This is a genomic window from Caenispirillum bisanense, assembly GCF_039523075.1.
Taxonomy (GTDB): domain Bacteria; phylum Pseudomonadota; class Alphaproteobacteria; order Rhodospirillales; family Rhodospirillaceae; genus Caenispirillum; species Caenispirillum bisanense.
Genome location: NZ_BAAAEP010000010.1, coordinates 1 through 11,749, shown reverse-complemented (window position 1 = coordinate 11,749; position 11,749 = coordinate 1). Strand labels below are relative to the sequence as shown.

General features: G+C 70.9%; 13 protein-coding genes. 7 read left to right on the top strand and 6 right to left on the bottom strand.

Translation table 11 applies throughout. The features are described from left to right. Nucleotides 1–73: 73 nt before the first annotated feature. The gene (locus tag ABD056_RS06600) at nucleotides 74–343 is read left to right on the top strand and encodes a type II toxin-antitoxin system HicB family antitoxin (RefSeq protein WP_343865594.1); all 270 of its coding nucleotides are present in this window, start codon (nucleotides 74–76) and stop codon (nucleotides 341–343) included. A 13-nt stretch (nucleotides 344–356) separates the two neighbouring features. Here ABD056_RS06600 and ABD056_RS06595 read toward each other — a convergent pair whose 3' ends face one another. Together ABD056_RS06595 and ubiA are read right to left on the bottom strand one after the other, a co-directional pair. Further along, nucleotides 357–1,028 carry a class I SAM-dependent methyltransferase gene (locus tag ABD056_RS06595; RefSeq protein WP_343865592.1) on the bottom strand — a complete coding sequence of 224 codons (672 nt, stop codon included), beginning with the start codon at nucleotides 1,026–1,028 and terminating at the stop codon, nucleotides 357–359. Continuing rightward, on the bottom strand, nucleotides 1,025–1,960 hold the full coding sequence (gene ubiA / locus ABD056_RS06590; protein ID WP_343865590.1) for a 4-hydroxybenzoate octaprenyltransferase: 936 nt from the start codon (nucleotides 1,958–1,960) through the stop codon (nucleotides 1,025–1,027). Before ubiA ends, ABD056_RS06595 begins: the two co-directional genes overlap by 4 nt. Before the next feature lie 78 nt (nucleotides 1,961–2,038). On the opposite strand from ubiA, the gene ABD056_RS06585 reads away from it, so the two are divergent. The 6 genes from ABD056_RS06585 (at nucleotide 2,039) to ABD056_RS06560 (ending at nucleotide 9,263) form a co-directional block, all read left to right on the top strand. Beyond that, a complete protein-coding gene (locus ABD056_RS06585; RefSeq protein WP_343865588.1) occupies nucleotides 2,039–2,800 on the top strand; it encodes a 16S rRNA (uracil(1498)-N(3))-methyltransferase in 762 nt (253 codons plus the stop codon). 62 nt (nucleotides 2,801–2,862) lie between these two features. Then, nucleotides 2,863–4,239 carry a glutamate--cysteine ligase gene (locus tag ABD056_RS06580; RefSeq protein ID WP_343865586.1) on the top strand — a complete coding sequence of 459 codons (1,377 nt, stop codon included), beginning with the start codon at nucleotides 2,863–2,865 and terminating at the stop codon, nucleotides 4,237–4,239. Nucleotides 4,240–4,430: 191 nt separating this feature from the next. After that, nucleotides 4,431–6,407 carry a methyl-accepting chemotaxis protein gene (locus ABD056_RS06575; protein ID WP_343865584.1) on the top strand — a complete coding sequence of 659 codons (1,977 nt, stop codon included), beginning with the start codon at nucleotides 4,431–4,433 and terminating at the stop codon, nucleotides 6,405–6,407. Nucleotides 6,408–6,661: 254 nt separating this feature from the next. Next, complete coding sequence (locus tag ABD056_RS06570) at nucleotides 6,662–8,077, top strand: sigma-54-dependent transcriptional regulator (RefSeq protein ID WP_343865734.1); 1,416 nt, start codon at nucleotides 6,662–6,664, stop codon at nucleotides 8,075–8,077. Nucleotides 8,078–8,421: 344 nt separating this feature from the next. Continuing rightward, on the top strand, nucleotides 8,422–8,601 hold the full coding sequence (locus ABD056_RS06565; protein ID WP_343865582.1) for a hypothetical protein: 180 nt from the start codon (nucleotides 8,422–8,424) through the stop codon (nucleotides 8,599–8,601). A 185-nt stretch (nucleotides 8,602–8,786) separates the two neighbouring features. Further along, nucleotides 8,787–9,263: a hypothetical protein gene (locus ABD056_RS06560; RefSeq protein ID WP_343865580.1), complete on the top strand. Its 477-nt coding sequence runs from the start codon at nucleotides 8,787–8,789 to the stop codon at nucleotides 9,261–9,263. On the opposite strand, the gene ABD056_RS06555 is transcribed toward ABD056_RS06560, so the two are convergent. The 4 genes from ABD056_RS06555 to ABD056_RS06540 all read right to left on the bottom strand — a co-directional run. Continuing rightward, nucleotides 9,238–10,431, bottom strand: coding sequence for a multidrug effflux MFS transporter (locus tag ABD056_RS06555; RefSeq protein WP_343865578.1), 1,194 nt, complete (start codon nucleotides 10,429–10,431; stop codon nucleotides 9,238–9,240). The genes ABD056_RS06560 and ABD056_RS06555 overlap by 26 nt on opposite strands. Next, a complete protein-coding gene (locus tag ABD056_RS06550) occupies nucleotides 10,428–10,874 on the bottom strand; it encodes a MarR family winged helix-turn-helix transcriptional regulator (protein ID WP_343865576.1) in 447 nt (148 codons plus the stop codon). Before ABD056_RS06550 ends, ABD056_RS06555 begins: the two co-directional genes overlap by 4 nt. 58 nt (nucleotides 10,875–10,932) lie before the next feature. After that, nucleotides 10,933–11,349 carry a bacteriohemerythrin gene (locus ABD056_RS06545; RefSeq protein ID WP_343865574.1) on the bottom strand — a complete coding sequence of 139 codons (417 nt, stop codon included), beginning with the start codon at nucleotides 11,347–11,349 and terminating at the stop codon, nucleotides 10,933–10,935. Between the two features lie 52 nt (nucleotides 11,350–11,401). Further along, nucleotides 11,402–11,749: hypothetical protein (locus tag ABD056_RS06540; protein WP_343865572.1), on the bottom strand; the 348-nt coding region annotated here is incomplete at its 5' end.

Genomic DNA, 11,749 nt, shown 5'->3' with positions numbered 1-11,749 from the left:
ACTGCACCCGGGCGGCAGCCCCGCCGTCCCCCCAGGCGTCGTCTGCACAGTCGGACGAGCCACGGAGGATCGCATGTCCCGCCAAGTCACCTATCCCGCCGCCGTCATCTCCAGCGGCTCCAACCCCGAGGCGCCGGTGACCGTGCGGCTGCCGGATTTCCCCGCCATCACCGCCGTCGGCAACACCCAGGGCGACGCCCTGTCGGAGGCGCAGGTTCGATTGCAGACCATGATCAACGACATGGCGGCGCGCGGCGAGGACATCCCGCAGCCGACCCACCACGTCGTCACCGGCCAGCCGAGCAGCAGCGTCACCGTCACCATCCCCGAGTCGCGGCCCTGAGGCCGGCGGCGGCTCAGGCCGGCAGCACCTGATAGACGGTGGTCAGCCGCTCCGCCCGGTCCTCCAGGTCGAGGCTGGTGGGCACGGCGTAGCTCGCCAGCCGCAGCAGGCCCGAGGTCGGCAGGTAGGAGCGGCCGGGGTCGGCGATGACCACGAAGGCGCCGCGGGCGGCGCAGCGGCGCAGCCACGGCATCATCAGGTCGGTCATCGGCTTCTCGTAGCAGACGTCGCCGGCCGCCACCACCTGCCACGGGCAGTCGGCCAGGGCGAGCACGTCGTCCTGGCGCACGCTGACGACGGCGCCGTTGGCCTCGGCATTGAGGGCGATGGCGGTGCGCGCCACCGGGTCGATCTCCGCCGCCTCGGTCGGGCCGGCACCGGCGGCGGCCAGCGCCACGGCGGTGAGGCCGCTGCCGGCGGCGACGTCGAGCACCGTGCGGCGGCGCCAGACCTCGGGGTTGTCCAGCAGCCAGCGGGTCATCGCCTGGCCGCCGGGCCAGGCGAAGGCCCAGTAGGGCGGCGGCAGGTCGTGACGGTCGAGGAAATCCTGCGTCGCCTGCCACAGCGGCGTCACCTCGGTCGCCAGATGCAGGCGCACCTCGGGCACCAGGGGCGGGACGGCAAGGGTGGTGTGGGCGCGGATGAAGGCGGCGTGGTCAACGGCCTCCGCCGCGCGCCCGGTCATGCGGCGGGCGCCTGCAGCACGCGACCGGCCACGATGGCGGCCAGCATCATCAGTCCGAACACCCGGTTGGACTTGAACTTGGCGAGGCAGTCGGCGCCGTCGTCGATGTCCACGTCCACCGCCTGCCACAGCAGATGCAGGCAGGCCGCCAGCGCCAGCGGATAGAACACCCAGCCGACGCCCGCCAGCCACCCGGCCAGCACCAGCAGCACCGCCGCCAGGCCATAGACCACGAACAGGAACGGCACCGTGCGCGCCCCCAGCGCCAGGGCGGAGGACTTGACGCCGATCAGCACGTCGTCCTCCTTGTCCTGGTGGGCGTAGATGGTGTCGTAGCCGAGGGTCCAGAACAGGCCGGCGACATAGAGCAGCACCGCCGCCGGGTGCAGCCCGCCGGTCACCGCCGCCCAGCCGAGCAGGGCACCCCAGTTGAAGGTCAGGCCCAGCCACACCTGCGGCCAGTAGGTGACGCGCTTCATGAAAGGATAGGCACCGACCAGCAGCAGCGACCCGACGCCGAGCGCCACCGCGAAGCCGTTCAGCTGCACCAGCACCAGCAGGCCGGTGAGCAGTTGCAGGGCCAGGAACAGCAGCGCCTGTGTCACGCTGACGGCGCCCGACGGGATGGGGCGGCCGGCGGTGCGGGCGACGCGGCCGTCGAAGTCGCGGTCGGCGATGTCGTTGACGGTGCAGCCGGCGCCGCGCATCACCAGGGCCCCGACCGCGAACAGCGCCATCAGCCACAGGTCCGGCAGGCCGCCGGCGGGGGCGGCCAGGGCGATGCTCCACAGGCAGGGCAGCAGCAGCAGCCAGGTGCCGATGGGCCGGTCGAGCCGCATCAGCTTCAGGTACGGACGCGCCTGCGCGGGGGCCAGCCGGTCGATCCAGCCGCCCACCGGCATGTCGCCGACGAGAGGTTTGCCATTCGTCATGCGGGTAGTCATATCTAATCGCCCTGTCCTGCTCAAGCGGCGCGCTGCCGCCGCCGCCCTCCGAAGGTGTCCGCCGTCATGACCGTGCCCGACCGCCCCAAGTACCGCCTGCACGTCGACGCGCCGCTGGCGGCCGGGCAGACGGTGGCGCTGACGCAGGCGCAGGCCCATTACCTGGCCACTGTCATGCGCGCCAAGGCCGGCGACGCGGTGGCCCTGTTCAACGGCCGCGACGGCGAGTGGCGGGCGGTGGTCGCCGATCTCGGCCGCAAGGGCGGGACGCTTGAGGTCGGCGCCCGGCTGCGCGACCAGACGGCGGAGGGCGACCTGTGGCTGCTGTTCGCGCCGCTGAAGAAGGACGCCACCGACATGGTGGTGGAAAAGGCGACCGAACTGGGCGTCGCCCGCCTGCTGCCGGTGATGACCGACAACACCGCCGCCAGCCGCCTCAACACCGACCGCGCCCGCGCCAACGCCATCGAGGCGGCGGAACAGTGCGAGCGCCTGACCGTGCCGGCGGTGGACGAGCCGGCGCCGCTCGCCCGCCTGCTGGCCGGCTGGGATGCGGCGCGGCCGTTGCTGGTCGCCGACGAGACCGGCCGGGGGGAGCCACTTGCCGCCGCCGCCGCCCGACTCGAAGGGGCCGCTTTGGCGGTATTGATCGGGCCGGAGGGCGGTTTTTCCCACTCGGAACTTGACGCTCTGAGGCGGCTGCCTTTTGTTGTTCCGGTTGGCCTCGGCCCTCGCATCCTGCGGGCCGAGACGGCGGCCCTGGCGGCCCTTGCCTGCATTCAGGCGGTGGCCGGCGACTGGCGTTCCGGCGGCCCCGCCTTCCGCTGAGCCGCGGCCGCTGCCGCTGCCGGCCGTTCACAGTCCTATCTCCTGCTCGGAGCACCGCCCCCATGTCCGGACCCTCGAAGCCGAACCTTCAGCCCATCCACGGTCGCGACGATCTGGTGGGGTGGCTGGAAAGCGGCAACAAGCCGCGCGCCGAGTGGCGCCTGGGGACCGAGCACGAGAAGTTCGCCTATCGCCTGTCGGACAAGGCGCCGCTGCCCTACGCCGACCCTGCCGGCGGCCCCGGCATCCGCGACATGCTGAAGGGGCTGGAGGCCTACGGCTGGCAGCCGGTGGAGGAGAACGGCGCCGTCATCGCCATGACCCGCGACGACGGTGGCTCCATCTCGCTGGAGCCGGGCGGCCAGCTGGAACTGTCCGGCGCGCCGCTGGAAACCGTCCACCAGACCTGCACCGAGGTCACCACCCACCGCAAGCAGGTGCGCGAGGTGGCGGAAAGGCTGGGCGTCGGCCTCATCGGCCTGGGCTTTGCGCCCACCTGGCGGCGCGAGGACATGCACTGGATGCCCAAGGGCCGCTACGCCATCATGCGCGAGTACATGCCCAAGGTCGGCACCATGGGGCTCGACATGATGCTGCGCACCTGCACCGTGCAGGTGAACATGGACTACGCCTCCGAAGCCGACATGGTGAAGAAGTTCCGTGTCGCCACCGCCCTGCAGCCGCTGGCGACGGCGCTGTGGGCCAATTCGCCGTTCAAGGAAGGGCAGCTGAACGGCTATCGCAGCTATCGCGCCCACGTCTGGACCGACACCGACAACAACCGCGCCGGCCTGCCCGAGTTCGCCTTCGAGGACGGATTCGGCTTTGAACGCTACGTCGACTACCTGCTCGACGTGCCCATGTACTTCGTCGCCCGCGACGGCCGCTACATCAACGTCGCCGGCCGCTCCTTCCGCGACTTCCTGGAGGGCAAGCTGCCGGAACTGCCGGGCGAGACGCCGACGCTGGGCGACTGGGCCGACCATGCCTCCACCGCCTTCCCCGACGTGCGGTTGAAGAAGTACATGGAGATGCGAGGCTCCGACGGCGGGCCGTGGAGCCGCCTGTGCGCCCTGCCGGCCTTCTGGGGCGGCCTGCTCTATGACGACGACGCCCTGGACGAAGCCTGGCATCTGGTCAAGGACTGGACGCCGGAAGAGCGCCGCGCCTTGCATTCCCAGGTGCCGGTGACCGCCCTGAAGACGCCGTTCCGCGGCGGCACGGTGCAGGATCTGGCGCTGGAGGCCCTGCGCATCGCCCGCGCCGGCCTCGGCCGACGGGCTCGCCTGTCGGCAGATGGCATGGACGAAAGCGGCTTCCTGGAGCCGTTGCAGCGAATCGCCGACACCGGCATGACCCCCGCCGACGAACTGATCGAAGCCTTCTCCAGCCGCTGGAACGGTAGCCTGGAGCCGCTGTGGGCAGCCTACGCATACTAGTGGATACAGCCTTGACGCGAAAGGCGAACAGCTCTTTCTCTTCTGCGCGTAATGCATGGCGGCTGGCTGCGGCTGGTGCTGGAAACCCCCATACCAAATGGTATAAATTGACCGTAACGCCCCTCCTTCCGATGTAGTCGGATTGCATCAGGGCGAGGCGATTTATTTCCCGGGGGAAGAAAGGCAACAGCATGCTCTCCAGCCTTCGCATCCGGACGCGCCTCTACGCCGGGTTCCTTGCCGTGCTCACCCTGCTTGCGGTGGTGGCGGCGGCATCGATCTGGGTGTTCGGGACCGTCAGCGGGTCGTTCGAGCGGTTCGCCGTAACCGCCCAGGGCGCGGTGTCGAGCGTGCAGCTGGATCGCGTCACCGGGCTGTTCGACCGCCGGGTCGCCGATTATGTGCGCGATCCGACCGACGAGGCCTTCCGCGCCGTCGGCGAGAGCCGCCGCGAGGTGGCCGCCGCCATCGCCGACTTCCAGGCCGCCGCCGTATCCCCCGAGGCCGCCGGCCATGCCGAGGCCATCGCCGGCGCCTTCAAGGCCTACCTCTCCACCCTCGATCCGGCCATGCAGCTGGTGGCGCGGCGGGTGGACATCTCCACCGGCGTGCTCGGCTCCACCGCCTCCGCCCTGGTGGAGGAAGCCCGCCTGCACGCCGCCGATTCGAGCGACGCCGGCGCCGCCGAGGACGTGGAAACCGCCGGCACCCTGGTGCAGCACACCCTGCAGGCGCAGATGGCGGTGACCGCCTACCTGCTGAAGCCGAGCGAGGACAGCTTCGCCCTGATCTGGGAAGAGCTGTTCAAGGTCGACGAGGCCATCGCCGCCCTGCCGGAGGCGGAAACCGCCGCCCTGCTGTACGAGAAGTATCTTGAGGGCGTGAACGAACTGTCGGGCGTCATTGGCGAGCTGCAGGCGGCCCAGGAACAGCTGGAACGCCACGGCGGCGTCATCTCCGCCCGCACCGATCAGGTGAAGCTGTCGGCGCTGGCGGCCGAAACCGCCATCAAGCAGGAAACCGACCGCCGCCTGGGCGCCGCCAATTCCTGGGTGATGGGCCTTACCATCGTCAGCCTGCTGCTGGGCGCCGCCGCCGCCTTCTTCATCGGCCGGTCCATCGCCACGCCGGTGACCGCCATGACCGCCGCCATGCGCCGCCTTGCCGCCGGCGAGCTGACGGTGGAAGTGCCGGCCGAGCGCAACAAGGACGAGATCGGCGAAATGGCCGCCGCCGTGCGGGTGTTCCGCGACAACGCCCGCGCGGTCGAGCGCCTGCAGGCCGAACAGGCGGAAAACCGCCGCCTGGAGGAAGAAAAGCGCCGCCAGGCCATGCTCGGCATGGCCGACGAGCTGGAGCACAGCGTCGCCGGCGCCATCGGCGCCATCACCTCCTCCGCCTCGCAGATGCAGTCGACGGCCGAGGTGATGACCGCCACCGCCCACGACACCAACCGGCAGGCGGCCACGGTCGCCACCGCCACCATGCAGGCCACCGCCAATGTGGAGACGGTGGCGGCGGCGGCGGAGGAACTGTCGGCCTCCATCCTGGAAATCAGCCGTCAGGTCACCCAGTCGGCGGCCATCGCCCGGTCGGCGGTGGGTCAGGCGGCGCAGGCCAACGATCAGGTCGCCGGCCTGCTGGAAGCCACCCGCCGCATCGGCGAAGTGGTCAGCATGATCACCGACATCGCCGAACAGACCAACCTGCTGGCGCTCAATGCCACCATCGAGGCGGCGCGGGCCGGCGAATCGGGCAAGGGCTTTGCCGTCGTCGCCAACGAGGTGAAGAACCTCGCCAACCAGACCGGCCGCGCCACGGAAGAGATCGGCCAGCAGATCGCCGCCGTGCAGTCGGCGACGCAAAGCGCCGTCGGCGCCATCAAGAGCGTCACCACCACCATCGACCAGATCAACGAGATCGCCTCCGCCATCGCCTCGGCGGTGGAGGAACAGGGCGCCGCCACCCAGGAAATCGCCCGCAACACCCAGGAAGCCGCCCGCGGCACCCATGAGGTGTCGTCGACCATCGGCAGCGTCACCCACGCCGCCGGCGAAACCGGCGACGCCGCCGGCCAGGTGCTGCAGTCGGCCACCCAGCTGCACAGCCGGGCGGAAGAACTGCAGGCCGCCGTCAGCCGCTTCCTGCAGCGGGTGCGCGCCGGTTAGGGCGGGCGGCGGTCACACGCCTGACTTGCCTCGGCCCCTCGTGCGTCGACCGGCGCGCGAGGGGCTTCGACCAATGGGGATGCCGCCGCCGGACCAGCACCCGCCGGACGGGAGATGTGCCGCCGCCGGCCGCTGCCGGCCTTGACAACCCGGCGGCGGACGGGGCTGGATAGCATGGGTGCGTACCCCTTTCAGATAGGGAAGGGGCGGCTGCCGCGGGTCTTCCGGCGGCGCAAATGGCGGTGCGGGGGATGATGACGAGACGGGCGGCGCGCGTGCTGATGGTCGAGGACACCCTCTCCATCGCCCGCATGACGGAAGCCTTCCTGGTTCAGGCCGGCTATCAGGTCGACCACGTGGAAACCGGCCAGGGCTGCCTCGCGGCCCTGGAACAGGGGCTGCCCGATGCGGTGCTGCTGGACGTGCGGCTGCCCGACATCTCGGGGCTGGAGGTGCTGGCCCACATCCGCCGGCAGGAACTGCCGGTGGTGGTCATCGTCGCCACCGCCTACGGCTCCATCGGCATGGCGGTGGAGGCCATGCAGGCGGGCGCCGACGACTTCCTGGTCAAGCCCTTCAACGCCGACCGCCTGAAGGTCACCCTGGCCAACGCGCTGGAGCGGCTGGCCCTGAAGTCGCAGGTGCAGGCCCTGCGGGAGGATTTCGGCCGCGCCACCTTCCACGGCTTCATCGGCTCGTCGCTGGCCATGCAGTCGGTCTACCGCATCATCCAGGCCGCCGGGCCGACCGGCGCCACCGTCTTCGTCACCGGCGAGAGCGGCACCGGCAAGGAACTGGCGGCCGAGGCCCTGCACCGCCAGAGCCGGCGCGCCAACGGCCCCTTCGTCGCCATCAACTGCGGCGCCATACCCCACGGGCTGATCGAGAGCGAGGTGTTCGGCCACGTGAAGGGCGCCTTCACCGGCGCCGTGGCGGCCCGTGACGGCGCCGCCCGCCGGGCCGACGGCGGCACCCTGTTCCTGGACGAAATCTGCGAAATGGAACCGGCGCTGCAAACCAAGCTCTTGCGCTTCCTGCAGACGGGTACCTATATGCGGGTCGGCGGTGAGACGCTGGAGAAGGTTGACGTGCGCATCGTCTGCGCCACCAACCGCGATCCGATGAAAGAGGTCGAGGAAGGCCGCTTCCGCGAAGACCTCTATTACCGCCTCCACGTAATTCCCCTGCATCTGCCGGCATTGCGTGATCGCGAGGGCGATGTCCTCGAAATTGCGCGTGCGCTGCTTGCCAGGTTCTCGCAGCAGGAGGGCAAGTCCTTCCAGGGCTTCACGCCCGAAGCGGAAGACCTGCTGCTGCGCTACCCCTGGCCGGGCAACGTGCGTCAGTTGCAGAACGTGGTGCTCAACGCCGTCGTGCTGAACGACGGCCCGCTGGTGGCAGCCGAAATGCTGCCGCCGCCGGTCAACAGCCGCGGCTCGCTGCCGGGGCAGGTCAACCGGGCCACCCTGCCGCCGCTGCGGCTGGCAGAGCCGGCGCCGTCGGACATCAAGCCCCTGTGGCAGGTGGAGAAGGAGGCCATCGAGGCCGCCATCGACGCCTTCGAGGGCAACATTCCCCGCGCCGCGGCCGCGCTGGGCATTTCCGCCTCCACCATCTACCGCAAGAAGGCGGCGTGGGAGGCGGGAGAGGGCGAATCGCTGGGCGCCTGACGGCCCCTGCGTCCGCGCCGTAACAAAAGCGTCGCCGGCCGTGCCGGTGAACGCACCATGACTGGTGCTGGACTTGCGTCCGCGCCGGTTACCACTCCGGGTCACCTGCCGAACGGCAGGGGCACCTGCGGCGTTTGTGCCGCATTGTATCGGCCGAAGGGCCTGATTCCAGCCTGTCCAAACGGAAAGTCGTCGCGACGGCCCTTGCCGTCACAGATTTCGACGTCTAACTTTAACAGTACCGTGATGGATGAGCGCAGGGGGTTCAGGCTAACTGCCGGATCATGTTGGCGTCTCCATCCAGGGATGGCTAGACCAACAATAAAAACGAAGGGAACGAGTACATGCAGACCATCGAACACACCGGGGCTCCGCTCCGTCCGCATCACCTGGCCGCCGGCGCCCGTCGCCTTGGCGCTGCCAAGCCGGTCTCCGACCGGCCGCTGCCGGGCGAAGGCATGAAGACCGGCACCTCGCTGTCGCCGGAAGACATCCGCCGCATCGTCGCCGACATGGTCGGCTGACGCGGCGCAGGGCATAGCCCCGCCTGCCACCCGCCGCCTTGGGCCGGGAGCCGCCGACGCACCACGCGCCGGCCGTTCTCCCCGCCCGCAGGCGGCGTTCGTGTGTCCGGGCCTCCTCCCTTCCGTCGAACGGGCCGCGCCGCAGGGCGTTGACCCTGTAAGGAAATCACGACGGAGGAGCGCCCATGACCATCACCGTCCGCGACGAAAAGCGCCTGCTGACGGCCGACGAATTCGCCGCTGTCGAGCAGACCCACTACCCCAACATCTGCGACCTCGGCCAGAAGGACCTGACCGAAACGGCCCGCCGCCTGCGCGACATGCGCGCCAAGGCCCGCGACACCGCCCGCCAGCAGCGGCGCGAGATGCGCGGCAAGGCCGCCCCGCGCGGCACCAAGGCGGCCGCCGACAACACCGGCACCACCCGCAAGGAGCAGGTCTTCGCCGGCGCCCTCAAGCGGGTCAACCGCGAGATCAGCCGCTACCGCCGCATGAAGGGCGACGAGGACCAGCAGGCGATCATGGAGCGGGCGCTCGACCAGAAGCGCGCCGCCCGCAAGCCGCATCACCCGAGCGCCGGCCGCACCGCCAACCACGGCATGTCGGCCACCCCGGACGACGGCACCCAGCCGAAGGTCAGTCCGAGCCCGCCGGGCGGCTGAGCCGGCGGCGTCCGGCCAGCACCATGGCGATGGCGCCGCAGGCCATCACCACCGGCACCACCGCCAGCCCGGTATGGGTGCCGCCCACCCAGTGCGCCGCCAGCCCGCCCACCATGCCGGTGCCCATCTGCAGGCATCCCATCAGGGCGGCGGCGGCGCCGGCGGTGCGGGGGAAGTGCTCCATGGCCCCGGCGGAGCAGCCGGGCATCAGCAGCGACACCCCGAACGACCACAGCGCCATTGTCGCCACCAGCCCCGCCAGGGTGGGGCCGAGGGTCAGCAGCAGGGCGGCGCCGAGCAGCCCGGCCAGCAGGTTGAGGCCGCCGCCCCACAGCATCAGCCGCGCCGCCGGCAGGCGCCGCAGCAGGCGTCCGGCCAGCGCCGCGCCGACGAAGTAGCTGGCGGCCGGCGCCGCCATGGCCGGGCCGATCAGCCCCGGCGTCAGGCCGAGGTCGTGGTCGAGCACGAAGGGCGCCACCGTCACGAAGGTATAGATGCCGCCGATGGACAGCGCCCCGCCCAGCGCCGGCGACAGGAACCGCAGGTCGGTCAGCAGCATGCCGTAGGTGCCGACCACATGGCGCAGCGGCAGGGCGCCGCCGCCGGCGTGGCTGTTGGTCTCGCGCAGCCGCAGCACGGAGAAGGCGAGCAGCGCCACGGCATAGACCGCCATCAGCACGAACACCCACCGCCACGGCGCCAGTTCCAGCACCACGCCGCCGGCCAGCGGGCCGAGGGCCGGCGCCACGCTCACCACCATCCCCACCACCGACAGGATGCGCGCCGCCGCCTGCCCGCTGAAGCGGTCGCGCACCATGGCGCGGGCAATGGCGATGCCGACCGACGCCCCCAGCCCCTGCACCAGCCGCCCGGCCGCCAGCACCGCCACCGACGGCGCCAGGAAGGCGGCCAGGGTGCCGGCCAGATAGAGCAGCAGGAAGCCGACCATGGCCGGGCGGCGGCCGTAGCGGTCCGACAGCGGCCCGCACACCAGCTGCCCGGCGGAGAACCCGGCAAGATAGAGCGCCATGGTGGGGGCGATCACCGCCTCCGGCACCTGGAAGGCGGCGGCGATGGCCGGCATGGCGGGGCCGTAGACCGACAGCGACAGCGGCCCGACGGCGGCCAGCACCGCCGCCATCAGGGCCATGCGGGTTTCCGGGGTCATTCGCAGCCGTCCGCCAGATTGGCGCGGATGGCATCCAGCCCGCGCAGCACCGTCGCCACCTCGCCCGGCGACAGGCCGGCGACGGCGCGGGCGCGGATGCGGGCCGCCACCTCCTCCAGCCGCGCCAGCATGGGGCCGGCGGCGGCGGTGGGGTGGACGGCCTTGGCGCGGCGGTCCTGCGGGTGCGGCCGGCGCTCCACCATGCCGGCCTTCTCCAGCTGGTCGAGGAAGCTGACCAGGGTCATGGGCTCGACGCCCATGCGCTCGGCGATCACCGCCTGGCGGCTGCCGGCATAGGCGACGACGTAGGCCAGGGCACGCGCCTGCGCCACCGTCAGGGGCAGGGCGGCGGCCTCCAGTTCGTGCTCGAAGGCACGGCGCAACAGGCGGGCGACGTCACCGGCCAGGAAGCCGATGGACGCTTTCGGGGTCAGGATGGACATGCCCCGATAGTAAGTTCGCCTTACGGTTTATCGCAAGCCCGCCGGGCCTGCGCCAGCCTCAACGCAGGTATTCCTTGTATCCCATGTCGTGCTTGGCGATGTGGTCGATCAGCCAGCGGCGCAGGAACTCGATCACTTCGTTGAGGTTGAGCAGGTCCGGCTCGCGGCGGAACAGGTCGGCGATCTCGCGCGCCACCCGCTCCAGCTCGCGGTGCATCTTCTTGTGGCCGTCGGCCAGCGGGTACTGGGTGGCGGCGAAGATGTCCTCCTCGCGCTTGAAGTGCCGCTCCACGTACTGCACCAGCTGATCCATGCACTGCGACAGCTGGGCATTGCTCACCTTGGGCGCCCGCCGCATGTCGTAGAGCTGGTTGGTGATGTTCACCAGCGTCTGGTGATCGAAGTCGATGGTCGGGTGACCGATCATCCAGTCGTTGTTCCACTCGATCAGCGGCATGGCCGGACCCTGTTCCATGATCATTGTTGGTTGTGCGGACCGGCAGAATTCGCGTAACCCTGCCGCCGGTTCAGCGGACCAATAGGACGGAGCAGGAGAGACGGTCAAGTAGATCCGCCGTCGATAGGCCAAGAGTCATGGCCGCTTCGGCCGGCAGGACCAGCAGGGCATGGGAAAAGTCGGTCGCCCGTTGCAGCCGCCCCAGGCTGAGCGGCGGCAGCGCCTGCCACCGCCACGCCACCGCCGCCGGATCCAGGCGGGCGGCGGCGCGGTCGGGATCGTTGCCCGCCGCCGGGCCGAAGGCGAGCACGGCGACGCCGGCACCGATGGCGGCAGCCACGGCAGCGGCCTCGGGCAGCGCCCGTTCGGCGGCGGCGCGGCCGTCCCACAGGGCGAGCACCGGCGGCCGCTCCGCCAG

Excerpts from the sequence above, each read along its gene's own strand:
- ABD056_RS06600 (WP_343865594.1), top strand. The coding sequence starts at position 74 with ATGTCCCGCCAAGTCACCTATCCCGCCGCCGTCATCTCCAGCGGCTCC.
- ABD056_RS06595 (WP_343865592.1), bottom strand. The coding sequence starts at position 1,028 with ATGACCGGGCGCGCGGCGGAGGCCGTTGACCACGCCGCCTTCATCCGC.
- ubiA (WP_343865590.1), bottom strand. The coding sequence starts at position 1,960 with ATGACGAATGGCAAACCTCTCGTCGGCGACATGCCGGTGGGCGGCTGG.
- ABD056_RS06585 (WP_343865588.1), top strand. The coding sequence starts at position 2,039 with ATGACCGTGCCCGACCGCCCCAAGTACCGCCTGCACGTCGACGCGCCG.
- ABD056_RS06580 (WP_343865586.1), top strand. The coding sequence starts at position 2,863 with ATGTCCGGACCCTCGAAGCCGAACCTTCAGCCCATCCACGGTCGCGAC.
- ABD056_RS06575 (WP_343865584.1), top strand. The coding sequence starts at position 4,431 with ATGCTCTCCAGCCTTCGCATCCGGACGCGCCTCTACGCCGGGTTCCTT.
- ABD056_RS06570 (WP_343865734.1), top strand. The coding sequence starts at position 6,662 with ATGACGAGACGGGCGGCGCGCGTGCTGATGGTCGAGGACACCCTCTCC.
- ABD056_RS06565 (WP_343865582.1), top strand. The coding sequence starts at position 8,422 with ATGCAGACCATCGAACACACCGGGGCTCCGCTCCGTCCGCATCACCTG.
- ABD056_RS06560 (WP_343865580.1), top strand. The coding sequence starts at position 8,787 with ATGACCATCACCGTCCGCGACGAAAAGCGCCTGCTGACGGCCGACGAA.
- ABD056_RS06555 (WP_343865578.1), bottom strand. The coding sequence starts at position 10,431 with ATGACCCCGGAAACCCGCATGGCCCTGATGGCGGCGGTGCTGGCCGCC.
- ABD056_RS06550 (WP_343865576.1), bottom strand. The coding sequence starts at position 10,874 with ATGTCCATCCTGACCCCGAAAGCGTCCATCGGCTTCCTGGCCGGTGAC.
- ABD056_RS06545 (WP_343865574.1), bottom strand. The coding sequence starts at position 11,349 with ATGGAACAGGGTCCGGCCATGCCGCTGATCGAGTGGAACAACGACTGG.